The 24,114-nt window shown below is 63.5% G+C and carries 17 protein-coding genes and 1 pseudogene; 3 read left to right on the forward strand and 15 right to left on the reverse strand.

Annotation, left to right across the window (positions count from 1 at the left end):
* Positions 1-1,219: 1,219 nt before the first annotated feature.
* Together ABIE04_RS14070 and ABIE04_RS14075 are read left to right on the forward strand one after the other, a co-directional pair.
* On the forward strand, positions 1,220-2,248 hold the full coding sequence (locus ABIE04_RS14070; RefSeq protein ID WP_354551486.1) for a polysaccharide biosynthesis/export family protein: 1,029 nt from the start codon (positions 1,220-1,222) through the stop codon (positions 2,246-2,248).
* 566 nt (positions 2,249-2,814) lie between these two features.
* Positions 2,815-4,095, forward strand: coding sequence for an undecaprenyl/decaprenyl-phosphate alpha-N-acetylglucosaminyl 1-phosphate transferase (locus ABIE04_RS14075; RefSeq protein ID WP_354551390.1), 1,281 nt, complete (start codon positions 2,815-2,817; stop codon positions 4,093-4,095).
* Between the two features lie 58 nt (positions 4,096-4,153).
* Here ABIE04_RS14075 and ABIE04_RS14080 read toward each other — a convergent pair whose 3' ends face one another.
* The 14 genes from ABIE04_RS14080 to ABIE04_RS14145 form a co-directional block, all read right to left on the reverse strand.
* A complete protein-coding gene (locus tag ABIE04_RS14080) occupies positions 4,154-5,602 on the reverse strand; it encodes a glycosyl hydrolase family 28-related protein (protein WP_354551392.1) in 1,449 nt (482 codons plus the stop codon).
* A gap of 150 nt (positions 5,603-5,752) precedes the next feature.
* Positions 5,753-6,910, reverse strand: a complete 1,158-nt coding sequence (locus ABIE04_RS14085) for a glycosyltransferase family 4 protein (protein WP_354551394.1) — start codon at positions 6,908-6,910, stop codon at positions 5,753-5,755.
* 49 nt (positions 6,911-6,959) lie between these two features.
* Positions 6,960-8,927: an asparagine synthase (glutamine-hydrolyzing) gene (gene asnB / locus ABIE04_RS14090; protein WP_354551396.1), complete on the reverse strand. Its 1,968-nt coding sequence runs from the start codon at positions 8,925-8,927 to the stop codon at positions 6,960-6,962.
* Complete coding sequence (locus tag ABIE04_RS14095) at positions 8,927-10,012, reverse strand: glycosyltransferase family 4 protein (protein WP_354551399.1); 1,086 nt, start codon at positions 10,010-10,012, stop codon at positions 8,927-8,929. Before ABIE04_RS14095 ends, asnB begins: the two co-directional genes overlap by 1 nt.
* On the reverse strand, positions 10,009-11,328 hold the full coding sequence (locus ABIE04_RS14100) for a hypothetical protein (protein ID WP_354551401.1): 1,320 nt from the start codon (positions 11,326-11,328) through the stop codon (positions 10,009-10,011). Before ABIE04_RS14100 ends, ABIE04_RS14095 begins: the two co-directional genes overlap by 4 nt.
* Entirely contained in the window at positions 11,325-12,602 is a 1,278-nt protein-coding gene (locus ABIE04_RS14105) for a glycosyl transferase (RefSeq protein ID WP_354551403.1), read from the reverse strand. The genes ABIE04_RS14100 and ABIE04_RS14105 overlap by 4 nt, the downstream gene beginning before the upstream one ends.
* A 136-nt stretch (positions 12,603-12,738) precedes the next feature.
* Positions 12,739-14,202: a lipopolysaccharide biosynthesis protein gene (locus ABIE04_RS14110; protein WP_354551405.1), complete on the reverse strand. Its 1,464-nt coding sequence runs from the start codon at positions 14,200-14,202 to the stop codon at positions 12,739-12,741.
* Positions 14,203-14,234: 32 nt separating this feature from the next.
* A complete protein-coding gene (locus tag ABIE04_RS14115) occupies positions 14,235-15,536 on the reverse strand; it encodes a glycosyltransferase (RefSeq protein WP_354551407.1) in 1,302 nt (433 codons plus the stop codon).
* A complete protein-coding gene (locus tag ABIE04_RS14120) occupies positions 15,533-16,636 on the reverse strand; it encodes a hypothetical protein (RefSeq protein ID WP_354551409.1) in 1,104 nt (367 codons plus the stop codon). Before ABIE04_RS14120 ends, ABIE04_RS14115 begins: the two co-directional genes overlap by 4 nt.
* Complete coding sequence (locus tag ABIE04_RS14125) at positions 16,633-17,754, reverse strand: DegT/DnrJ/EryC1/StrS family aminotransferase (RefSeq protein WP_354551411.1); 1,122 nt, start codon at positions 17,752-17,754, stop codon at positions 16,633-16,635. The genes ABIE04_RS14120 and ABIE04_RS14125 overlap by 4 nt, the downstream gene beginning before the upstream one ends.
* The gene (locus ABIE04_RS14130; RefSeq protein WP_354551413.1) at positions 17,751-18,338 is read right to left on the reverse strand and encodes an acyltransferase; all 588 of its coding nucleotides are present in this window, start codon (positions 18,336-18,338) and stop codon (positions 17,751-17,753) included. Before ABIE04_RS14130 ends, ABIE04_RS14125 begins: the two co-directional genes overlap by 4 nt.
* A 12-nt stretch (positions 18,339-18,350) precedes the next feature.
* Positions 18,351-19,310 (reverse strand): Gfo/Idh/MocA family protein, encoded by a 960-nt coding sequence (locus ABIE04_RS14135; RefSeq protein ID WP_354551415.1) that lies wholly within the window; start codon positions 19,308-19,310, stop codon positions 18,351-18,353.
* Between the two features lie 179 nt (positions 19,311-19,489).
* Positions 19,490-21,688 (reverse strand): polysaccharide biosynthesis tyrosine autokinase, encoded by a 2,199-nt coding sequence (locus ABIE04_RS14140; protein WP_354551418.1) that lies wholly within the window; start codon positions 21,686-21,688, stop codon positions 19,490-19,492.
* 34 nt (positions 21,689-21,722) lie between these two features.
* Positions 21,723-22,157 carry a low molecular weight protein-tyrosine-phosphatase gene (locus ABIE04_RS14145; RefSeq protein WP_354551420.1) on the reverse strand — a complete coding sequence of 145 codons (435 nt, stop codon included), beginning with the start codon at positions 22,155-22,157 and terminating at the stop codon, positions 21,723-21,725.
* A 681-nt stretch (positions 22,158-22,838) separates the two neighbouring features.
* Here ABIE04_RS14145 and galE point away from each other — a divergent pair.
* Complete coding sequence (galE, locus tag ABIE04_RS14150) at positions 22,839-23,828, forward strand: UDP-glucose 4-epimerase GalE (RefSeq protein WP_354551422.1); 990 nt, start codon at positions 22,839-22,841, stop codon at positions 23,826-23,828.
* A 52-nt stretch (positions 23,829-23,880) separates the two neighbouring features.
* Here the strand turns inward: galE and ABIE04_RS14155 are convergent.
* Positions 23,881-24,114 (reverse strand): annotated as a pseudogene (locus ABIE04_RS14155) (glutamine--fructose-6-phosphate transaminase (isomerizing)); the annotation flags it as partial.

The following is a 24,114-nucleotide window of genomic DNA, read 5'->3' on the forward strand; positions in this document are numbered from 1 at the left end:
CGCGTACGGGATAAAACCCGGTGGCAGGTGTTCTACAGCCGAATCGTCCCCGGCCTCAGTGCAGAATGTTCAAATGGAACATCAGCCAACCGGCCAACGCACTGAGTACCAGACAAACAGTGAGCCAGAATCCTCGGGAATTTTTCTCCCAGGCAGGCCTTTTCTTGTCATTTCCCATGTTTTCTTGCACCAGACAGGTGGCAGCCGAACACGACGTGGATGGTTGCTAACGAGGGCTAGTATCGTGCCAAACTAAGGTGCAGGCGCTATTGGACATTGAATATTGCCGTTCCAGATACCGATTTGCGATGAATACCGCAATTTGATTCAGGGTGCCAGAGCGGGACGGTGCGCGGCGAGACGCTCTGGCTTGCATAGAGTGTAACGACTCAGCGCTTTCTGCACAGGTCAGGCCGCGAACGCATCAGGTTCCGGCCGTGCTGCTTTGCTGCCCCATGACCTGGCGTGGTGAGCTCCTGCTTCGTCCGCCCGCGCGATGCAGGGACCGCTGGTGAGCATCCGCCGTTGTCTAGGTGAAGAGGGAACACTCGTGCATGCGACCTCAAGTAGCCGTGGCGACTCTGATCAGCGACTGCTTCAAGTCGGCTTGAGCGCGGCGCGCGAGGCAGCCGGGTAGTGATGCTCTCCATTCGCTTCTTGGCAAGCATCGCCAATGACCTTCTGCCACCTGGGCGAATGGCCTTCCACGTCATGATGTGTGGTGCTACTCGAGCCACAGCGGCAAGGTGATGACTGGAAGGATCGGCCTTTGTTGCATGGCGATCCAATAGCGTCGATCTCTGCATCCGATGCTGCCGGCTCGTACCGATTCCACTTGCCGGCGGATCTTCTCAGGCCACGGCGTTTGGCCGTCTGATCCATATCGACGTCGCCATATATTCGATCATTCGTGATCTTTTCTTCACGCGATATGTGGCATCAAACATGCCTTTTTTGTGGCTGATTCCCGATCCGGTTATTGAACTCTTGGGTTCGGGAAGCCCGTGCGCAGAAAAATGAATTTACGCTTTACAAGGCCACTGGTTGCTTGGTCGAAAAGCCTGCATTTTCTGCGTTACATGTTATTTAATAAAAGTTCCAGGATGCCTAGTGGATTGTAATCTTCGAGGCCTAATTAACCATGAAAAAAAATCGCGCCTTTATCATTCTGAGTTTCGCGTTGCTGGTTAACGGTTGTGTGTTGGCGCCGGGACAGCGCATGTCGGGCGAAGGGCTGGTTCGCGGTACACCGACGGACAGCAGCCAGATCCAACTGGTGACGATCACTCCGCAACTGTTGACGGAGGACAATGCAGCAGTGTTGAGCGCCACGGTGCCGCAGGCGCTGTTGTCGTACAAGCCGGAGCCTTACCGCGTCGGCCCCGGCGATACGCTTTACATCACGGTATGGGACCACCCGGAACTGACCTCGCCGGCCGGTTCGCAGCAGCAAACGGCAGCCAATGGCCGGCTGATCCGTTCGGATGGCACGATGTTTTATCCGTACGTGGGTTCCGTGAAAGTTGCAGGGATGACGATCGAAGAGGTGCGCCAGGACATCAGCACGAAGATCGCCAAGTATGTGGAGAGGCCGCAGGTGGATGTCGGCGTCGTCGGCTATAACAGCCAGCACGTGCTGTTGCAGGGCGCTTTCAAGAATACCAATCCGCAGCCGATCACGACGGTCCCGCTGACCTTGGGGCAGGCGCTTGGCACGGCAGCGGTCAATGCCGATCAGGCCAACATGTCCGATCTGATCTTGACCCGTGACGGACAGGATTACCATCTGGATCTGACTGCCTTGGGCAACGGCCACGGCATTGCGCAGAATATCTACCTGAAGCCGGGAGATCGACTGCTGCTTCCCTTCAACGACACCCAGGAGGTGTACGTGATGGGGGAGGTGCTGCATCCGCTGGCGGTCACCTTCAGGAGCGTTTCCGACATCTCGTTGACGCAGGCGTTGGGTCGCGCGGGCGGCCTCAACCCTGTCACGTCCGATGGCAAGGAGGTTTACGTCATTCGTGGAGCGAAGAATCTGGAAAACGCCCCGGCCAAGGTCTTCCAGCTTGACGCCCGTTCACCCGCGGCGTTCGCGCTCGGAGACCAGTTCAGGGTGAAGCCGGGTGACGTGGTGTTTGTCGGTGCGGCTGGCGTGACTCGCTGGAATCGCGTGTTGAGTCAGTTGCTGCCATCGGCCACTCTGCTCAGCAGTGCAGCCGCTGCAAACTACAGCGCGACCCACTGAGGCGATGTCAGTCACTCATCGATGAAGCGGACCATCGACCGGCAGCGAATGCGCTGCCGGTCGATGCCGTGTGAGCGGCTCGCAGCCGGATGGATGCGCAATGTCATCCGTCGGCAATGACGATCCGGCTCGCTGCCACTGGCAATGTGGACAGCGTGTCTCCTTGTCGTTTTCGGTGCGCGGCGCACGTCCGTGCGTGGGCCTGCGTTGTCTGGTTTTACTGTCGCCACGGAGCTAGGGCGCTTATTGGCCGCTTGAATGGCTATTCAGCGCAAGGACAGATTCTGTTCAGTCTCTGCAAATCCGTTGATATAGCGCGAAAACATAATCTAAACGAATCATTGACAAAATCGTCATCTAAGACATGTGGGCCTGAATCCATGGTTTGCACTTCATAAGCATGGGTAGTCAAAGATGGTAGGTTCATAAGCCTGACATCAGCACCAGGCCGCGCAATGACTATCGAATTATCCACTGGCCCCGCAAGATAAGGCAGCTATTCGCCAGATTCGTCGACTCATACCAATACCAAATAGACGTAGATCATCGGGATTCTTCACGGCTCCATGGTCTGCACCACTTACAAAATCGAACTCGGCTGGACCAGGGGGATCCGTTCGAGATTGGTCGGAGGTAAAGATGCCATGCACGAACCACGGCTAGTCATTGATTGTCTGGTTGCTGCATGCACATCGGCGCTAGCCATTGTCGTGTTGCGCCGGTTCGCTGTCTCGCTGGGGTTGGTGGATCACCCCGATCAGCGCAAGCAGCATATTGGTGACGTACCGCTGGTGGGGGGACTCGCAATCTTCATGGGAGTGGCCGCAGGGGCAGCCACCCATGGTCAGTTCCAGGAATTCGAGATGGTCCTGCTCGTCACCGCCGCCGTGCTTGTCCTGCTCGGCGCGCTGGATGATCGCTTCGACCTCAGCGTGCGGGATCGTCTGCTGATCCAGACCATCGTCATTCTGACGGTGGTGGCCAGCACCGGCGTTTACATCCACACACTGGGAACCATCTTTGGCCATCAAGTGACCTTGGGCTGGATCGGCGTTCCGCTGACGGTGATTGCCGTCATCGGCCTGGTGAATGCGTTCAACATGATGGACGGCATCGACGGCCTCGCCGGCAGCCTGGAGCTGGTCAGCATTGCCGCCATCATCCTGTTTGCCGATCCCACGCCCTTGCATGGCGTCATCGCGCTGCTGGCCGTGCTGGCCGCCGCGTCGTTGCCTTACCTCGTGGCCAATCAGGGGTTCATGGGCGGAAAAATCTTCCTGGGCGATGCCGGAAGCATGTTGATTGGCTATCTGCTGGCATGGGCGCTTATCGGCATGAGCCAGATACCCCAGACGCAATTGTCGCCCGTCAATGTGCTGTGGTGCGTAGCGCTGCCGGTCTTCGACACTTTTGCGGTGATGTACCGGCGCATGCGCCAGGGCAGGTCGCCGTTCAAGCCGGACCGCGGGCACATCCACCATATCCTGCTCGGAGCAGGCCTTGGGCCTCGCGCGACCTTGGCCGTACTCATCGCAGTCGCTACCGGCCTCGCGCTCATCGGGGCATTCATCAGCAGCGCGGCACACTCGGCGGGTACGAACCTGACAACATTCTGCGTGGCCATGGGTGCGTACGTCGTGACGGTCACGCATGTATGGCTGCGTCAGGAAGCGCGCCAACATGGGGCGTCCGATCCGCAACGTGACGCCGATGCGAACGCCGTCTCATCGGACGCAGGCGGGGAATCCGATCCGCGCGAGCTGGCCGGACAGGGGCGTGAGTTTGTGGTCGAGGCCAGTGATGAAACCGAGGCATACGGTTCGGCGCGACGATCTTCCCGCCGTTGACCCACGGCGGGGAAATCCACGGTAGGCACGTTACTCCCGAGAGGATGGCCTGCAGGTCTCAGGACTGGGTCTGCCTGACTCCCCGGAACTGGAACGTCGCGCCATTGGCGACCTTTGTTATGCCGTTCTCGACGTCGTTGGTGTATTCGAAGGAGTGTTCGAGCACCAGATGGCCCTTGCTGATGCGCATCTCGTTGCTCGTGCTCAGGAACGACATGGCGGAAGCACGGAACGTTGAGCCTGCGCCGTGCTTCACCACGTTTCCGGAAATGATCACTCGATCGATGTCTCTCGCGTTGTCCGGGGCTTTGTCCTCGGCAAAGTTGATGCAGGTTCCGCGAATGTCGGTGAACACGTTGCCCGCGCATACCAGGCCGTTCGCGCCAAGCACGCCGATCACGCCCATCTGCGGACGTATGCCGATGAACGTGTTGCCGGTGATCACCGTGTTGATGGCATTCCGGCTGGTTCGGGAAGCGATGGCACCGAGGCGTATCGTATCGCCGCCCGGGCCGGACCCCGGCGGCGAGCGCTGGAAGGTGCAGCCGCTGATCTGCGTGCCGCTCAAGCCCTTGACGGCCACGTCGACGCGCACCGAGTTGAGGAAGTGGCAGTTGAGCACGCTGAGATTGTCCGGCCTGCTGGCGACGGTCTTGGCCTTGGTCGAGGAGTCGATGCCCCAGTAGCAGTTCGTGAACTGGCAGTCCGACACGACCCAGTCATGGATGTTGTCGCCGGTTTGGTGCCCGTTGAAGAACGAGATGCCCGCCGTGTTCACGGAGTCGATGTCGACGAAGCGGCAATGGGCGATGGTCACGTCACGGTACACGCTCCAGTTGTGGTCGGGTTCGAAATCGATGCCGCCCACCGAGCGGGATAGTTTCGCGTTGCCGATATTCCGGAAGACGCAGTTCTCCACCGTCAGCTGGTCGCAATCGATGATGGACAATCCGTTGCGGTTGTCCTTGACCGCGCCGTCGAACACGCAGTCGCGCACGGTGATGCGCTGGTTGTGGCGTTCGGTGCTCGCGAGCGTCCCCGAGCCGACGTACATGCCGTCCCCGCGAAAGCCGTAAAACGTCATCCGCTCGACGGTCAGGTTCGAAGTGGCGTTGACGGCGAGCAGGTAGAAGTACTGTTCGTAGCCGAATTCGGCCACCCGTCCATCGAGTTTCAGATCGTGCAGATGGATGTCGCGCATGTTGTCCGCGACACGGCGGCTGCCACCGTCGCGTATGTGGGTAACGAGCATGAATTCGCTGGCCAGCGTCTTGTCGTATGCCCTCAGTTCGCTGGCCTCTCCCTCGCCATACAGCTCGAGACCGGACTTGAGGTTCAGCTGTTTCACAGGATAGACCCCGGCGGGCACAAACACCTTGCCGGCGGCGGCAATCGCGGCCTGGATGCTGCCCGTGCAGTCGTACGTGCTGTGGCCGGCACGGATGGCGGCATGTTCCGACGCGGGAATGAAATCCAGTACATTCGCCTTTTGCAACGAGGATGGCATGGTGCAGCCTCCGGTTGTGTAGGACTTCTGTCATGGGAGTGATGGCTCCGGCGGGGCCATCGGTCGAGTCTACTGCACGAGAAGTCCGGGCTCTGAACCGCACATGACTTGTGTCACTGCAAGGTCCGCCGTGCTTCGGCATATGGACGTCTAAACGGATGATTCGGCGGATGCAGCCCGAAGGTCGCGCAGCTCCGCATAAACCGCCATGGTGCGCTGGATGACGATGCGTTCATCGAACTGCATGCGTGCCTTGCGGCGCGCCGCTTCGCCCAGTTGACGCGCGAATGCCGGGTGGTCCTGCAGCCGCGCGATCGCCAGCGCCAGCGCGTCGCTGTTCCCCATCGGGACCAGCAGCCCATCGACGCCGTCGGACACCACCTCGCGACAGCCCGGCACGTCCGTGGTGATCAACGGAAGCCCGCAAGCGGCTGCCTCGACCAGCGTCCGCGGCAATCCTTCGCGGTAGCTCGGCAGCACCACGATATCGACCGATCCAAGCAGGCCGGCCATATCGTCGACGTGGCCGAGCCAGGTCAGCAGGCCCTCGTCGACCCATTCCCGTATCGTCGGTTCCGGCACCGCGGCGGGGTTGCCCGGATCCGGCGTGCCGGCGAGCAGGGCCTGGAGCATGCGGCCCTGGCTGCGCAGCTGCCGGATGGCAGCGACGTATTCACCGACGCCCTTGTCCCAGAGCAGGCGGCTGGCCAGCAGGATGCGCGGGCATCCATCGTCGGGTGCCTGCCGGGATATTCCGGCGAATTGCGCGCAATCCACGCCCGAGCCGCGAATCAGGCGGATATGCGCCGGGTCGACCAGTCCGGCCCGCCGGAACAGTTCGACGTCGTCCGCATTCTGCAGGATCAGCCGTGCGTCACGGCCGCCGAGCGCCAGCCTCAGCAAGCCGCGTACCACCGGCCGCAACAGCCGCGCCTTCACGTGCGAACTGGTGAATACGTAGCCCATGCCCGCCACGGCGTTCACCCTGGCGGGAATGCCGGCCAGCCGCGCCGCCAGCGAGCCGTACACGGCGCACTTGATGGTGAAGCCATGCACCAGCGCGGGCCGCTCGCGCCGCAGCAGGCGCGTCAGGTGCCACAGCAACGCCAGCTCGCGCAGCGGGTTCAGGCTGCGCCGCTGCATCGGCAACGATTCCCAGCGCAGGCCCAGGCCACGCAGCCTGTTGCCATACGGTCCGGGTGGGGAAATCAGCAGCACGTCGTAGCCGGCCCGCTGCAGCGACGTCGCCAGCGCGCGCCGGAAGTTGTAGAGGTACCAGTCGGTGTTGGCGAACAGGACGGCTTTCATGAGCGCACCCCGTGCGCAGCCATGGGTGCATGACCGCGGGCGCCGGCCGTCATGCCGATGCCCTCCGGTTTTCCTCCAGCCAGGCCTGGAACATCAGCACCGTCCACAGTTGATGTTGCCAGTTGCGCCGGCCGCTCAGATGCTCCTTCCACTTCTGCCGGATCGCGGCTGGCTGGAAATAACCCTCCTGGTGCAGGCGGCCCTCATCGAGCAGGGCTTCTGCCCAGTCGCGCAAGGGGCCGCGCAGCCAGCTGTCCAGCGGGATGCCGAAGCCCATCTTGGGCCGCTCGACCAGCTCTCTTGGCACATGCCGATACAGCACCTGGCGCAGCAGCCATTTTCCTTGCCCGTCACGGATCTTCTGCTGCAGTGGCACGCGCCAGGCCAACTCCACCACGCGATGGTCGAGCATCGGCACGCGGGTCTCCAGGCTGTTGGCCATCGCGGCGCGATCGACCTTCACCAGGATGTCGTCGGGCAGGTAGGTCTGCGCGTCCATCGCCATCATCCATGGCGCCAGGCTGCCGGCGTGCGGCCACGCGCCGGGGTCGGTCAGCAGGGTCGGCGGTTCCTGCGCGCCGAGCACGATGCTGGCCGGGTCCTGCCACTGGCTGGCAAGGTTGAGGAAGAATGCCTGGCCACTCGACAGCGTGAGCACGTCCGCCAGCTTCTGTGCCTTGTCGCCCGGCGTGGCCAGGCGCCAGCGCTTCGGCAACAACGGCTTGAGGCGCTCGAACCACTGGTCCCACGCCGCCGGCGCCACGGCGCGCAGCGCGCCCGCCGCGGCACGGCGTGCCAGCGGCGGCAGGCGTTGCGCCTTCTCCCAGGTGGTACGCGCCACCAGGTAGCGGTTGTAGCCGCCGAACAGTTCATCGCCGCCATCGCCACTCAGCGCCACCGTCACCGCGCGCCGGGTCAGCTGGCTGATCAGGAAAGTGGGGATCTGCGAGCTGTCGCCAAACGGCTCGCAGAAAATGGCAGGCAGCCGCGGGATGACGGCCAACGCGTCCGCGGGGTGCACATACAGCTCGGTGTGCTCCGTGCCGAGATGCCTCGCCACCGCCTTGGCGTGCGCGGCCTCGTCGTAGCCGTTTTCGCTGAAGCCGATGGTGAACGTCTTGATCGGCCGATCACTGCGCGCCTGCATCAGCGCCACGATCGTGCTGCTGTCGATGCCGCCGCTGAGGAACGCGCCCAGCGGCACGTCGGAAAGCATCTGTGCGCCGACGCTGGCGCCCAGTTGCGCTTCGAGAGCATCGGTGGCTGCGCTGTCGGTAGCGATGAGCGGTGCGTCCAGGCCCGCGATTACCGCCTCGTTGTAGCGCCAGTACGGTACCGGCTGCGCCTCCCGTGGCGCATCCAGCGGCATGCGCAGCAGATGCCCGGGACGCAGCTTGAACACGCCGCGGTAAATGGCATGGGGCGCGGGAATGCAGTCGTGACGCAGCAGCAACGCCAGTGCGCCGCGATCGATATCCGCCTGGAAAGCGGCATGCGCCTTCAACGCCTTCAGCTCCGAGCCGAACAGCAAGGTGTCGCCTTGCCAGCCGTAGTACAGCGGCTTCTCGCCCATCCGGTCGCGCGCCAGTATGAGCGCCCGCTGCTGGCGATCCCACAGGGCGAACGCGAACATGCCGGCACTGGCCTGCAGGGTTCGCTCGACGCCCCAGGCAACGAAGCAGGCCAGCAGGGTTTCGGTGTCGGAATGCCCGCGCCATGCCGGTGCGGCGTGTTCCGTGCGAAGGCGCTCGCGCAACTCGAGGTGGTTGTAGATCTCGCCGTTGAACACGATGACATGGCGCCCATCGGTCGAGTGCATGGGCTGGTGACCGGCGGGAGAGAGGTCGAGGATCGACAGGCGCCGCTGCGCCAGCGCGATGCCGGCGGCCTCGTCGCACCACACGCCGCTGTCGTCGGGACCGCGATGGCTCAGCCGGGCCGACATCGCCTGCGCCTGCGCCAGCAGCGTGTCCCGTGCGCCACCATGCGGTTGCCAGAAGCCGGTCACGCCACACATCACGCATGCCCCGCACGGCGCAGTATGTCCGCGAGCCGCGGCACCTGCGCCACCAGGCTGTACTCGGCCTCGACCCGCGCGCGCCCCGCGTGGCCCATGCGCGCGCGCAGGGACGGGCTCGCGATCAGGCGCTCCAGGGCGTCCCGCCATGCGGCATCATCCGCCGCCAGAAAACCGTTCTCGCCATGGCGCACGATGTCGACATTGGCGCCGACCGGAGAGGCCACCACGGGCAGGCCGCATGCCATGTACTGGATGATCTTGTAGCCGCACTTGCCGCGCTCCCACGGACTGTCGAGCAGCGGCATGATGCCGATGTCCATCCGCGCGATCATGGCCGCCTCGCTGGCTTCGGACCATGGCACCACTTCCGGCGTGATGCCGTCGAACTGGCCCGCGGTCTCCGTTCGCGCGCCGACCAGCAGCAGGCGCGCGTGGTGCGCGGCGCAGACCTGCTCCAGCACCTGGCGGATATCCAGCATGTAATGTTCGGTGGCGGGCGAGCCGACCCAGCCGATGACCGGCGGCTGCGCATCGGCCGGGCTCGCCGCCGCATAGCGCTGCTCGTCCACCACCGTTGGAATGATTTCGATCCGCGTTGCGCCTGCCTGCCTGGCCCGTGCCGCCAGGTACCGGTTGCCGGCGATCACGCAGGCGGCGCCATGCATGATCCGGTCGATCTTGCGGCCCAGCATGCGGCGTACCAGCGGATTGGCGGACTGGTCGTACTTGTGGAACAACGCGTCGTCGTAATCGACCACGTACGACTTGAGTGACCGTGCCAGCGCCGCCTCGATCCAGTACGGCAGGTAGGGAAACAATTCGCCCTCGATCCAGGCGAGGTCGTGTTCGCGACGGCGCAGGAGCTGCATGAGCCGCCGGCTGAAATAGCCCCATGCACGGTATCTGGCGGCCTCGGGGTGGCCGCCATAGAGCGCTTCGAGATAGGCGTCGGGGAACAGCGCATGCACCTGCACGTCGATGCCGTGATCCCGCAGCGGAGCGAGGTACTGCAGGCTGCGCAATCGCGAGCTGGGCCCGCGTCGCGAGTACTTCGAGAACAGCAGGACCTTGAGGCGCTTCATTCCTGCCCCCTTCTCAAAGCCATCGGGTATTCGATGGACAGCGCCACCAGCGGGATGACGTACATCCACTGGAAGACGAAGGCCTCGATGTAGGGGTTGGTATTGGTGCCGAGGAAGGCGCAGACGAAGCCGCAGAACATGAACTTGTGCCGGGGCGGCAGGCGGCGGTCGTAGGCCAGCCGGATCACGGCGACGATATAAAGCAGGAACGGCAGTGCGTAGATCAGCGTGCCGATTATCCCGACCCGATAGAGCGTGGCCAGCCACACCAGCTCGTAGCGCCAGGGATGGACCGTATCGCTGATGAAATCCACGCCGACGCCATGGCCGGAGCCCAGGCCATCGTTGGCAAGAATGCCGGCAGACAGCGAGTGGGTCATCTGCACCCGTGCGCTGCCGCCGCCCGAGGCGAGTTTGGTCGAGACGGCGTCGAGCACCGTCGACAGGCTGATTTGCGTGTAGGCCTGCAGCAGGACGAGTGCCGTTATCACCGCGATCAGCATCGGCAGGCCATAGCGGATGATGCGGAAGACCGGTGATTTTTGCCGGCGACCGGTCGTGCGTGAGGACAGCAGCAGGCCAAGAAACCAGCCGAGCGGCACGGCGAGGATCAGCGCCGTGCGGCCGGAGGTCAACGCGCAGACCAGCAGCATCGCCAGCAGCGCGAGCCGCATCAGCCGGTTCTTGATGAGTTCCGGCGAACCGAAGAAGCCGCCGCACAGGAAGATCAGCGAGCCGTAGACGTGCATGGTGGCGCCGGCGAATCCCTCGTTGAGGTTGACGTTGGCGCCTTCGAAGAAGAACGTCACGGCTGCCGCGCCACGCGTGAGGTACAGATAGAAGAACAGCGCGACGCTCAGCGCGCACAGCAGGCTGAGCAGGGCGAACCAGTCGATCAGCCGGTCGGTTCCCAGCTGTCTCAGCAAGCCGTCGGCGATGATCGTCCACAGCAGGGGTGAAAGGATGTAGATCGCCGCCACCTGGATCTCGGCATCCTGCGGCGCATCGTGCATGCCGCCCACGACCATGTAGACGACGGTGACGATCACCGTGCAGGCGTACAGCGCCAACAGGGTCCTGAAGCCGGGACCGATGCGCAGCCCCGGCAACGCCAGCATGAAGGCCAGCCCCATCGCCGCTGCGGTGGTGACCTGCAACGAATTGGGCACGACCACCGCCAGCAGGAGCAGCGCAAAGGTCACTCCCAGGAACATGTGGCGTACGGTGAACCGGTACCTGCCCGTGAACGACTGCGGTGCCGGCGACAGGAACACGGACGCCGGCGGCGTCAGCGCTGGGTCGTTGCCGGGATTCATGGCTGCACCATGTTCGAAATCCAGCGGTCGAGCATGCCAGCCTGGACGACCCTGCTATAGGCGGCGATGTCACGGCGCGCACCGGTGCCGGAGGGCGACAGCGCGACCCGCAGCGCGTCGCCTCCCGATGCGCCCGCGCTCGTCAGGATGGTTTGCCCCGTGCCTGTCTGGGCAAGGATGGCGGTGGCTTCGTTGTGCACCCCCGAAATGCATACGATGCCGGCGCCGGCGGCCAGGTATTCAAACAGCTTCCCGGTGGCGCAGCTGGCGCGCGAGCCGGTCAGCAGCAGCAGCTTGTCGCAACGTTTCATGAGCTGCAGCGCGAGCGTGCGCTCGACCGGTCCGAGCACGCTGACGGAGAAGCTGGCGCGCCGGAGCGAAGCCTTTTCAGCCTCGGTCAGTTCGCCGACGAACATCAGATGCCTGTTCGCGCTGGCTTCGATGGACCCGTTCAACGCGTCGACAAGGTAATCGAGGCTCCTCGATGCCGATCCGTCACTGGCTCCGATGCGCCCGAAATGCCCTATCAGCAGCGCGTTGGCTGGCACTTGGCGAGCGAGAATGGCCGCGGCGCGGGTGCTGCCTTCGACATCGCTGTCGAGCGAGGCGAAGTCGGCCGGGTCGTAGCCGTTGGGCAGGACCGCCACGGCCTTGCCCGGATAACGCCGCTGAAAATCGTCGACGAGAGGGCGGCTTACGGACGTGATCAGGTGGCTGGCGGCGACCACGCGCCCCTCGATCAGCTTGCGCATTCCTTTCCGCAACCAGCCGGGTTTGCCCAACGGTTCGAAGACCAGCCCGTCGCGGAAGTCCTGCAGGCAGCCGATGCGGTGCTTGCTGGCCAGGGCCGCAGCCGCGACCAGGGCGTCGACCGGCGAGTACGTGCCGATGGCCACGCATCGCTCGCCCGCAACCAGTTTCTCGGAGCACAGCCGGTTGGCCTCGGCCAGCGCGTGGACGAACCATGGCCGCGTGCGCGCATGGCGATTGGCCAGCAGGAATGGCAGCGGGCGTATGAAGGCGGCCACCAGGGTCAGCAGCGACGCAGTCACCGGGGATTCGCTGCCTACGCAGCGCCCGGGCAGCGGAAAGACCGTGATGTCCGCATGCGGCGGCGCCGTCGTCTCGGCGGTTGCCAGTGCCGGTTCCCGCGCGAAGACGAATACGCGGTATTTCGCCGGGTCAAGGTATTTCAGCAGGCTCTTGAATCGTTGCGCAGCAATATTGCCGGACAGGTGATGCGCCGCGAAGACAAACAAATTGATCTTCTTCATCGTTGGATCCTCAATCTGTCAGCAGCGTCGTCATCAGGCGCAACCATGCAGCCACTTGATCCGGCGTGTGCAGGCGCCTTCCATGGATTGGGCGGCACGGGTGCGACGACGCGACGGCGGCAGGGTGTCGACTTGCTCATGGCAGGGCACCAGGTCCGCCTTGGGGTTCCGGGCAGATGGGTTGCGGCTGCGGCTTGATCGCTGCCCGCAGGGACCGGTACATGTCCATCCATTCGGCGCGGAAACACCCGATGGCGATCGGAAGCATGGCCAGCCAGACAAGGCTGAAATGAACGGGAGCGCGCGGACCGAATACCAGCGTCGCGATGGAAAGTCCCACGCAGGCGGTGACGAACACGTACAGCCGGACGCGGGGGAAGGGGCGCCAGACGTAGGCCGACGCTTCGGTTCGGGCGACGAAAAAGACCAGGAACGCAAGGGCGTTGGCCACCACGGCGCCAGCCGCGCCGTGCTCGGGTACCAGCCACACGCTGAGGACAACATTGACCACCAGCGCCGCGACGGTCGACCACAGCGACAACATTGATCGGCGCGTTATGCCGATGCCTACGCAAGTCACCTCGGAGAGGGTGTAGAGCAACGGCTCGCCGATGCAGCACAGCATCAGGTATTTCACCTGGATGTAGCGTGCAGGCAGTACGAAGTCGGCCAGCCAGGAAAAGATGCCGCTCAGCACCCAGATGGCACAGACCACGGCCAGGGCTTGCTGGGCGATGTTGTCGACCCGTCGCATGTCCACGCCATGGGCAACCCATTTGTAGACGAGTGGCGCCCACAGCACGGTGAAAATCGTCTGGAAGACGACGCCCACACCGGCGAAGCTCATGGAGACCGAATAGACCGCCAGTTCCGAAAGGCTGGACAGCGAGCGCAGCGCCAGCGTGCTGGTGGCGTCCAGTCCCCAGTAGGCCACGCCGGCGAAGATCAGCGGCGTCCCGTAGCCGAGCACGAACCGCACCTGAGTGGGGGAAACGGGTGCGCGAACTGCCGGCGCCCATTCGCGCCAGGTGTTCCAGCCGTAGGTGAGCAGCACCGACAGCAGCGAGACGAGATACGCCGCTTCCAGTTGCACGAACGACTTGTGGAAGGTCGACGCGGCCATCGCCGTCACGACCAGCAGAAGCAGCACCTTGGGCAGGATCTGGCTCATCGAGAACGCCACACCGCGATCCTGCATGCGCAGGATCAGCGAGAGGAACCGCGAGATGAAACTTGTCGCCACGCAAGCGAGCAGCATCCAGTAATAGGCGACGTGTCCCACGCCGAACAGCCACTCGGCGACGTGATGGTCGAACGGCGCGGTCACCAGCATCGCCAGCAGCAGCAGCGCGCAGCCGGGCGCGAAACAGGCTTTCAGCAGGGCCGCGCGATCGGTCGATTCGTGGTACTCCCGCACGTAGGCGCGGTCGAGGCCGAGGCTGAAAAGCAGCACGCCGAACGAGACGGCGATCTGCACGATGTTCAGACGCCCGACATCGGCCGGCGGAAATACCCAGGCAATGACCGGCACCGTCACCAGGCCGAGCGCGGCGGTGGCGATGGGGCCGACGGCAAATGCCAGAGCGGTGCGTATGTTCATCCGTTGATCAGTCCGATTGAGCCGTGTCGCAACTACCTTCCTGTCGCTTGCTGAATCCGCGGTGCCGGCTGGCGTCGGTGTCGGACCGGGTTGTCGTCGGACGCTCCGATGGCGACGACGCTTGCAACGAAATCGCGGTAATTCCTGGCGGCATCGAAGCCGGCCTCGATCGCCTGCCGCGCGTTGGCGCGCAAACGGTCGTGTCCATCCGCGAAGGCGACCCGATCCATCGCGTCGGCGATTTCCCTCGCATCCGGGTGCGGGCTCAGCAACACGCCGCAGCGCCCGGACACCAGGCTGGAGATTCCGCCCACGTCGGGCGCGACGACCGGCACGCCCGCGCTCATCGCCTCCATGATGGAAACCGGAACGCCTTCGGACTCGCTGGTGTTGACCAGCATGTCCACCGGGGCATCGAGGTAACGCACCTTGACGGCGTGGTGACGCAACTCGCCGGTGAACCTGAAGTCCAGGTTGTCCAGGCCGGCCAGTTTCAGCCTTGCCAACGCCATGGTCTCTTCCAGCAGCGGACCGCCGCCGACGTGCGTCCACGTCATGCGGATGTTCCGGTGCCGGTCGGCGAGCAGGCGCAATGCGTCGACCATCCTGTCCAGCCGCTTCACGCGCAGGCAAGAGGAAACCGACATGACATGCAGGAACCCGGCCCGGCTCGGGCGCGCGAGAGCACCTGCCAACGGCACGCCCAGCGGGCTGATGCGGATATTCTCCGGTGGCGCACCGTAGGTCCGTTGCAGGTACGACCTGGCCTCGTGGGACAGCGCGAAGATCGCGTCGAAGGCGGCGATGAACTGTCTCTTGAGCGGCATGTAGCCGTGATCGCGCCGCGCTTCGTACAGATCGAAGCCGTGCACACGGGAGACGACCTTGCGTACTGCACCCGTTTCCCTGGCGAGTACGGCGGCGCAGGCTTGCGTGTCGTTCCAGTAGCAGTAGGCCACGTCGATCCGGCCGTGGGCTTTGGCGTGTCGTTGCAGCTGGGCAGCTTGTTCGAGCGCCTTGGACGTATGCAGCAGGGCGCGTGCGACGGTGCGCGGATGGAGCTTTCGCGACTGCCGCAAATAGCCCAGTTCGCGCCAGAAGATCGCGGAACACAGCGCGACCAGCATGAACCACAACCGTCCGGCCCCGAGGGTGCCGGCCATGTCCAGGCCGACCGCCACGCGCGCCGGCACGGGCCGCGGTTTTCCCGCGGCCAGCGCGGGAAGCAGCGTCACGCTGATGTCGTCGTGCGCGGCCCAGTAGCCGATCTCGTCCTCGATGAACTGCTCACCGGGAAGGTAGGGATAGGCGTTGGTCAGGATGGCGATTTTCATGGCTGCGCGGCCATGCCCGAGGTGATGATGCCGGTCACGCGGTCCTGATAGACGGCGTGGTCCACCTTCAGGGGAATGCTGATCTTGAAACAGTCGACCGCGGCGAGGCTGGCCGAGAGCACCCGGCGCCAGTTCGCGGTCACCTCGTCCATCGTCAGCATGGCGGTGCGCGCCGTGGCCAGCGCGTTGTATTCCTCCCAGTAGAGGTGGTCGTGGAAGATGCTGTATTCGGCGCTGACGACGGCGATCGTCATGTCGACGGCATGGGCCAGGTTCAGCGCGGACACGCGGATGTCGGGCACGTCCTCGCGCACCACGTAGTACAGGCGGGACAGCGGGGCCGAGGCGGACTCCACGTGCTGATAGAGGCGGTCGGGCGACATCTTGCGTCGCACGCTGGCGGAGTTCATGCGGTTCTTGATGTTGAAGTGCGCGCGGTCGATCCATCCGCGCCCCGCGAGAAGCTCGCTCTTCATCTCGTTGCCGGCGCAGTTGTAGCCGTAGATCTTCGGCCATGCCATGTTGCCGTGGACGCGGGCGGTGGCGGACATGACCACGATGTCGTCGCTGACGAAGCTCGCGTCCTCGTTGCTCCTCAGCGCGAGCATGGCCGACGACTTGCCGGCGCCGCCGGTACCGGCGAGCAGGCAGGCGCTGTCGCCGATCGTCACGGCCGCCGCATGGATCGGCACCATGTCATCGAAGAAGTAGACCGACGGCACCAGAACGAACTCGTGCAGGATCTGTTCGAACGCCTCGGTTTCGCGCGAGTACTCCATCGACAGCAGCTTGTGGATCGTGCCTCGTACACCGCGACGCAGCTTGATCGCGACCTCGACTTCCAGGCGCCCGTCGCCGGAACGTTCCCAGTAGACGTCGACCGTGGGAAACGAAGTCAGCATGCCGTGCTCGAACGCCTCATGCACACGGGGATTGATCGAAGAGGGCCGGCGCGCGGTCATGGCGTGGCCGATGCGGATGTTTACCTCGGGCTCCCGACCGTCGGCGTCCGCATACAGGCTCAGGCTTTCCGCGAGCAGTTCCTGCAGGGTCGCATCGCTGGAAAAGGCATAACACTTCCCGAAAATGATCTTCTTCATGCGGAACGAACCCGGCGCGGCGGCAGACGAGAGAGGATCGACGCCAGCGCAGCGACGATGGAACTCTGCTGGCTGGCGTCCAGGTACGGCGACATGGGCAGGCTGATGACCTGTTCCGCGACGGCGTCGCCCACCGGCAGGCGCACCTTGCGGTCGGCCACGGCAGGCTGCCGGTTGAGCGGAAGCGGGTAGTGCACGGCGGTCGGGATCCCGGCCTCCTTCAGGCGGGCCTGTACGGCATCGCGGTCGGGTACCTGCACGGTGTACTGCGCCCATGCGCTGCGATTGTGCGTTTCGACGACGGGCGCGATCGCGAGTTCGGCCTCGGCGAGCAGCCGGCCGTAGGCCTGCGCCACCTGTCGGCGCAGCGCGATCTCGTCGTCGAGAATGTCGAGTTTGGGCAGCAGGATCGCCGCCTGCAGCGTGTCCAGACGGCTGTTCACCCCGACGCGCACGTGGTGATAGCGCCGATCCTGGCCATGCCGGGCGATCTGGCGCACGAGGCGGGCCAGCTCCGCGTCGTCGGTCAGGACGGCGCCGCCGTCGCCGTAGCAGCCCAGCGGCTTGGTCGGGAAGAAGCTGGTGCACGCAAGGGTGCCGAGGCTGCCGCTCTTGCGGCCCTTGTAGCTGGCGCCGAAACTCTGCGCCGCATCCTCGATGACCGGAATGCCGTGTTTCGCGGCGATGGCGTTGATGGCATCGAAGTCGGCGCACTGGCCGTAGAGCGAGACCGGGATGATGGCCCGAGTGCGCGGCGTGATGGCTGCCTCCAGCAGATCGGGATCGAGGTTGAAGGTACGCGGGTCGACGTCCACGTAGACGGGTCTGGCGCCGAGAAGCGCCACGGTTTCGGCGGTGGCGATATAGGTGAAGCCTGGCGTGATCACCTCGTCGCCGCGGCCGATGCCCAGCGCCATCTGGGCGATCTGTAACGCGTCGGTGCCGTTGCCCACCGATATGCAGTGCGCCACGCCTGCGTAGGCGGCCAGTTTTTCCTCCAGCTCGCCCACTTCCGGGCCGAGGATGTACTGGCCGTGCGCGAGCACGCGGGCGATCCCCGCATCGATGCGATCCTTGATGCGGGCCTGCTGGGCCCTGAGGTCGATGAAGTCGATCACTTTGCGGACTCCTGCCTGTACAGCGTGCGCCCGCTCAACACGTAGCGCGTACCGGTATGCGCGCAAACGTCCTCGGCCTGGCCTTCCAGCGGCAGGTTCAGCTGCTCGCCGAATTCGCTCATCCAGCCGATCTGCCGTGCCGGCACGCCTGCCATCAAGGCGTAGGCCGGCACGTCCCGATTGACGACCGCGCCGGCGCCGACGAAGGCGAACTCGCCGATCGTGATGCCGCAGACGATGGTGCAGTTCGCGCCCAGGGTGGCGCCCCTGTTGACCACGGTGTCGCGAAATTCGCCCTTGCGCTCGATCAGCGAGCGCGGGTTGTATACGTTGGTGAACACCATGCTCGGGCCGCAGAAGACGGCTTCCTTCAGCGTCACGTTGTCGTACACCGACACGTTGTTCTGGATCCTGCAGCGGTCCCCAATGACCACCTTGTTGCCGACGAACACGTTCTGCCCGAGCGAGACCTCGCTGCCGATGCGGGCGCCGCCGCAGACATGGGTGAAGTGCCATACGCGGGAGCCTGCGCCGATCTGGGCGCCTTCATCGACGATGGCGGAGGGGTGCTGGTAATAGTCCATGCTGCTCACTCTTCAGGCTTGCCGTTGGAGGAACGGATGGGCGTCGCCCGCATGAGGAGCGGGTTTGCCGTTGCGGATCGTTGCCACCGTATCGATGGCAACGCGGTTTTCTTCCAGGCCGAAACCGCGACCGGCGAGGATTTCCTCGTAGCTGCGGTCATGCAGGTCGGTGAACCCGCCGGAGAACTCGATCTCCTCGCCGTCCACCGTGATCGACCGGTAGGTGCGCTGGCCGCTTTCGCGTTGTGCGGCCGGCACATCCTCGACATCCACCGACAGGAACCAGCGCACGCGGGCATTCTCGTATTCCAGATAGCCGGCCGCCTTCGTCTCGGTGGACAGGTGCACCACGTTGATCTGCAGCGCGCCGAAGATGTAATGCAGCATGTCGAAGAAGTGCACGCCGATATTGGTGGCTATGCCGCCGGACTTCTTCGGATCGCCTTTCCAGCTCTGCAGATACCAGTGGCCGCGCGAAGTGACGTAGGCAAGATCCACCTCGTGCTTGTGATCGCGCGGACCGCGCCGCACCCGCTCGCGCAAGGCGATGATCGCCGGATGCAGGCGAAGCTGCAGGATGGTGTTGACCCTCTTGCCGGTCTCGCGCTCGATTTCCACCAGTCCGTCGATGTTCCACGGGTTGAGCACCAGCGGCTTTTCGCAGATGGCGTGCGCGCCGGAGCGCAGGGCAAAGCGCATGTGCGAGTCATGCAGGTAATTGGGCGAGCAGATGGAAACGTAGTCGATCTGGCCACCGTTCCCGGCACGTCGGCGCAGGTCGACATGCCGGTCGAAGCGCTCGAACTCGGTGAAGAAGTCGGCGTTGGGAAAGTGGCTGTCGATGACGCCGACCGAGTCGTTCGGATCGAACGCAGCCAGCAGCCGGTTGCCGGTGGCCTTGATGGCCTGCATGTGGCGAGGGGCGATGTAGCCGGCGGCACCAATGAGGGCGAAGTTCTTCAAGATAGGCATGGAGCTGATCCTGCGTCTTGCGTGATTCCGGGGGCATTCGTGTGATCGCCGCCTCAGCTGATCGATCTGCCGCCGCCAGCGTCGTTCGTTCGCGTGGCGCATGCAGCAGCATCTCGTCGTGCGCTGCTGCAGCAGACCGTATCGGAATCCGTTCTCTTGTTACCTCGGTTTCAGGTTTTTCATCTGGACGGCATGCCAACGCCGTAATAGGCGTAGGAGTAATAACCTCTGCTGCGTTTTTCCACGGCATTGAAGATGGCGCCCTTGAGAGGGACGTTGTTCTGCTCGAAACGCTGCCTGGCCAAGGCGACTTCGCGTGCCTGATTGAGTCCGAAACGCACGACCAGCAGGGCAGTGCCCGCGTGGTGGCCGATGATGGCGGCGTCGGTCACCGCCAGGATGGGCGGGGTATCGATGATGATCAGGTCGAACATCTGCTTCAGATGCTCGAGCAGCGCGGAGAAGCGGGCGTTCATCAGCAGCTCGGAAGGGTTCGGCGGCAACTTGCCGCGAGCGATGAAATGCAGGTTTTGCAGCATGCCGATCTGCCGCGTCGCCGTAATCAGGTCGGTCTGGCCCGAAATCAGTTCGGAAAGGCCGACTTCGGGTTTGCCGCCGACGACCTTGTGCAGCGAGCCCATGCGCATGTCACCGTCGATCAGCAATACCCGCTGGTTGCTCTGGGCGACGACTGTGGCAAGGTTGGCGGAGACAAAAGTCTTGCCGACATCCGGGCTGGATCCGGAGATCATGAGTACGTTGTTTTTTGCTTCCAGCCGGGCGAAATGCAGACTGGTGCGCAAGCTGCGCAAGGCTTCGGTGGCCAGGTCCGTGGGCGCATCCATGACCAGCAGACGCTGTTTGCCCCTTCCATGGATACGCGTACCCTGCAGCGCCTGCTCGCGCAGGCTGATCGGGATGGTGGCGTACACGGGCAGGCCGAGTTTTTCGATGACGGCGGGGTCTTCAATGCCGCGATTGAGCATTTGTCGGATGAAGACGTAGACAAGGGCCACGAACCCGCCGAGGAGCGCGCCGCCGAGTACCACGATCATTTTTCGCGGCCATACCGGCCGCGTGATGTCCACCGCCGCCTTGTCGATGATGCGTACGTTGCCCACCGTGCCCGCGCGGGCTATGTCCAGCTGCTGGGCCTGGTTGAGCAACCCGGTATAGGTGTCGTTGGTCACCTGCACGTCGCGGGTCAGCTTCAACAGCTGCTGCTGGGTATCCGGCAGGTTGCCCACCTTCTTGTCGATCGCGCCCTTTTGCGCTTCCAGCTGGCCGATCTGCTGTATCAACGCCTTGTAGGCCGGGTGCTCGGGCGTGTACTGGCGTTGCATGTCCGCCTGCTGCAGGCGCAGCTTCTGGATATTGGCCTGGATGGCGACTTCCTGGTCCAGCAGCCCCTGGGTCTGCATGCTGATGTCGACCGAATGCGCCTTGATCTGATAGGCGTTGAGCGCGGCTGTCGCCCTTTCCAGGTCGCGGCGCACGTTGGGAAGTTGCTCCCTGACGAACTTCAGGCTGTTCGCCGCTTCCGCGGAATTGCGGTCCACGTCCTGCCGCACATAGAGCTCGCCGACCTCCCTGAGCACATTGGTGGCCAGCTCGGGGTCGGGATTGTCGTAGGTCATCTGGAGGATGCCCGATTCCTTGCCCTGTTCGCTGACATTGATGGCCTGCTGAAGTCCGTTGATCACGGTCAGCCGGCGATGGCGGAATACGCGAAACTGCGTGCCCGGATTTGCAACCAGCGTCTGGACCTGGATGGTCACGCCATGGCCGCTGGCGACTTGCCCCGTATTGCCGACGACCAGGACGTTGTCGTCGTCATCCACCAGAACATAGGAGCCGTTCTTGCCGGCAATCAGCCTCAGCGGCCGGTCCAGCAGGCTGTCCGGAACGTCCAGCTGAAAAATTTCCAGCTTCGAGCCACCCCAGTCGTAACCGATCATGTTGAACAGGGGCGGGGACACCATGCCGGGGCTTTTCGAGGCGTTGAGGCGCGCGAAGAAATTGCCGACCACGGGCATGCGTTGCGGGTGGGCTTCGATCGTGAGTTTGAGCTGGTCGACCACCGCACCGAGCACCATGCGCGACGTGATCAGCGCGGTTTCCGTCGTGGCCTCGGGGCTGGAAGCTCCCAATGTCTGGGTCAGCGCGCTCAGTCCCGGCAGGCTGGGCACTTTCTGCTCCACCTGCACCACGGACGTGGCTTGATAGATCGGCGTGGTCAACAGCACATAGGCGATGCTGAGCAGGATGAATATGCCGGTGATGGTGCCGATCAACCATTTGTGATCGCTGAGTGTGCCGAGCAATTCGCTCAGGTCAATCTCATCATCGCGCTGCACAGGGTCCTGGATGGCGGTCATAGGGACGGTCAACTCATGACATGGAAGATGGGAATCACAGATAGGGTTCCCAGCTACTGACACCCTGCGTGATTATCTCGTGAACATGTTCGAATGCAGTTCGCGGCTGACGATAGGGGTCGGGGATATCATTCCCATGCAGCCATTTGTCGAGCAAATAAATCTTGCCGTGAACTTCAGGCGCGAGTTGAACCATCGCGGCTACATGGCTTTTTTCCATGGCCAATACCAGGTCGGCTTCGCGCAACATGGAAGGCGTCAATTGATGCGCGCGATGCATCGTGCCGTCGATACCGCTTTCAGCAAGCAATTGCAGGGCAGTCGCATCCATGGGGCTGCCGACAAGCGCGCCGAGTCCGGCGCTGCTGAACTTGACGTCGCGCGATTTCATACGCTGTCGAAACAGGTATTCGGCCGTCGGGCTGCGGCAGATGTTGCCCATGCAGACAATCAGTATCCGTTTGAACACAGCGTCTACATACTCCTGAAGCCCGAGCCGGCGTCGATCAGGGCGCAAGAAATAGTGGGCTCGGCCAATCTGTCTATTTCTGGCGAAGGCTCATATCGCGAGGAATAGCAAGTCGCGTAACTCGCGATAATGAGCTTAATAGGCAGCCAGTAAACCGTAATCGCCGCCTATTTGATTATTTCGTTCTTGCGGTTGCAGAAAGAAGTTGATGCACCGTGGCAAATCGATCAGTCGCTAGTGCAAAGGCTCGAAATGTGGTCTTCGATCATTGCATGTGCGAATGGCCCTACAGTGAACCGTAGCCAAATGATCCATTCAATCATCGTGCATCGTGAGCAATACAAATGTGAATGTGAGCGTGAATGTGAATTCACATCGGCTTGCCTTGAATCGTGTACATGATTGGATGAATGTTGCCTGAGCTTGCGCCCTTGGTCGGATTGACGCCGTCGTGCGTGAGTCGATCCAATCGGCGGATGTTCTCAAGGGAGCGGGAACAAAGCTGCGCGCCCAGGATGCACTGATGACAGTTACCCGGCAAAGCTGCAGGACATCCGTACCGCCAGCGCGGACGCCAGACGCGTTTGTCGCACCACGGGTAACCGGTCAGCGGGCGCAGCAACTACCGGGCGCGCCATGCGGGCTTGGCGTGAGTTTCCCGCAGCCGCGAAGGAGCATCCCATGAGTAACAGCGTCCTCGTCACCGGCGGTGCCGGTTACATCGGCAGCCATGTTGTCCAGCAGCTGATCGCGCGTGGCGAGCGCGTTGTCGTCATCGACGATCTGAGCACCGGTTTCCGCGAAATGGTACGTGGCGCCGAGTTGGTGGTCGGCAATGTCGGTGATCGCGCACTGGTCACCCGCGTGCTGGACAAGCACCATGTCGATGCGGTGCTGCATTTCGCCGCGCATACCGTGGTGCCCGAATCGTTGAGCAATCCGCTCAAGTACTACGGCAACAACACCTGCAATACGCATAGCCTGCTCGCCTGTTGCGCGGCGGCCGGCGTGGGGCGGTTCATCTTTTCCTCCACCGCCGCGGTCTATGGCATGACCGATGACGGGATCGCCGACGAGGACACGCCCACGCAGCCGATCAACCCGTATGGAGCGTCGAAGCTGATGTCCGAAACCATGCTGCGCGATTTCTGCGCCACCGGGGCGATGCGGCATGTGACCTTGCGCTACTTCAACGTTGCCGGCTGCGATCCGGAGGGCCGCATCGGTCATTCCACGCTTCACTCGACGTTGCTGATCAAGGTCGCCTGCGAACATGCGGTCGGCAAGCGCGCCAACATAGCCGTCTTCGGCAGTGACTACGATACGCCGGACGGTACCGGCATACGCGACTACATCCACGTCGAGGATCTGGCTGCGGCCCACTTGAGCGCACTCGATCACCTGCGCGACGACGGCGAGTCGTTGACGCTCAACTGCGGCTACGGTCACGGCTACAGCGTCCGCGAAGTCATCGACGCGGTGCAACGCGTCGGCGGCCGCCCCCTGACGGTGATCGAACTGCCGCGTCGCGCCGGCGATACGCCCATGCTGATTGCGCGCAGCGAGCGCCTCAAGCAGCGACTGGACTGGCAGCCGAAGTACGACGATCTGGATTTCATCGTTCGCACGGCACTGCTGTGGGAACAGAAGCTCGCACGGAAGCCGGCGTGAGTTCCGGGAGGCCCGGGAGGATGCGTCAACCCTGTCCGGCGCGCTCCATGGGTTACTCCACGGTCACGGATTTCGCCAGGTTGCGCGGCTGGTCGACGTCGGTGCCGCGCAGCACGGCGACGTGGTAGGCGAGCAGTTGCAGCGGCACGGTGAACACGGCGGGGGCGATGAAGTTACCGCCGGAGGCCACGCGCAACATGACGCCATGGTCGGCCATGTCGCCCATGCCGGCGGCGCCGTCGGCGAACACGATCAGGCGGCCGCCGCGGGCGCGCACTTCCTGCAG

This window comes from Rhodanobacter soli (assembly GCF_040548735.1).
GTDB lineage: Bacteria > Pseudomonadota > Gammaproteobacteria > Xanthomonadales > Rhodanobacteraceae > Rhodanobacter > Rhodanobacter soli_A.

Bases quoted from the DNA above. Each gene is read 5' to 3' on its own strand.
- galE (WP_354551422.1), top strand. From the start codon at position 22,839: ATGAGTAACAGCGTCCTCGTCACCGGCGGTGCCGGTTACATCGGCAGC.
- ABIE04_RS14085 (WP_354551394.1), bottom strand. From the start codon at position 6,910: ATGAAAGCCGTCCTGTTCGCCAACACCGACTGGTACCTCTACAACTTC.
- ABIE04_RS14095 (WP_354551399.1), bottom strand. From the start codon at position 10,012: ATGAAGCGCCTCAAGGTCCTGCTGTTCTCGAAGTACTCGCGACGCGGG.
- ABIE04_RS14110 (WP_354551405.1), bottom strand. From the start codon at position 14,202: ATGAACATACGCACCGCTCTGGCATTTGCCGTCGGCCCCATCGCCACC.
- ABIE04_RS14140 (WP_354551418.1), bottom strand. From the start codon at position 21,688: ATGACCGCCATCCAGGACCCTGTGCAGCGCGATGATGAGATTGACCTG.
- ABIE04_RS14105 (WP_354551403.1), bottom strand. From the start codon at position 12,602: ATGAAGAAGATCAATTTGTTTGTCTTCGCGGCGCATCACCTGTCCGGC.
- ABIE04_RS14100 (WP_354551401.1), bottom strand. From the start codon at position 11,328: ATGAATCCCGGCAACGACCCAGCGCTGACGCCGCCGGCGTCCGTGTTC.
- ABIE04_RS14115 (WP_354551407.1), bottom strand. From the start codon at position 15,536: ATGAAAATCGCCATCCTGACCAACGCCTATCCCTACCTTCCCGGTGAG.
- ABIE04_RS14080 (WP_354551392.1), bottom strand. From the start codon at position 5,602: ATGCCATCCTCGTTGCAAAAGGCGAATGTACTGGATTTCATTCCCGCG.
- ABIE04_RS14070 (WP_354551486.1), top strand. From the start codon at position 1,220: ATGTCGGGCGAAGGGCTGGTTCGCGGTACACCGACGGACAGCAGCCAG.
- ABIE04_RS14135 (WP_354551415.1), bottom strand. From the start codon at position 19,310: ATGCCTATCTTGAAGAACTTCGCCCTCATTGGTGCCGCCGGCTACATC.
- ABIE04_RS14130 (WP_354551413.1), bottom strand. From the start codon at position 18,338: ATGGACTATTACCAGCACCCCTCCGCCATCGTCGATGAAGGCGCCCAG.
- ABIE04_RS14075 (WP_354551390.1), top strand. From the start codon at position 2,815: ATGGTCTGCACCACTTACAAAATCGAACTCGGCTGGACCAGGGGGATC.
- asnB (WP_354551396.1), bottom strand. From the start codon at position 8,927: ATGTGTGGCGTGACCGGCTTCTGGCAACCGCATGGTGGCGCACGGGAC.
- ABIE04_RS14120 (WP_354551409.1), bottom strand. From the start codon at position 16,636: ATGAAGAAGATCATTTTCGGGAAGTGTTATGCCTTTTCCAGCGATGCG.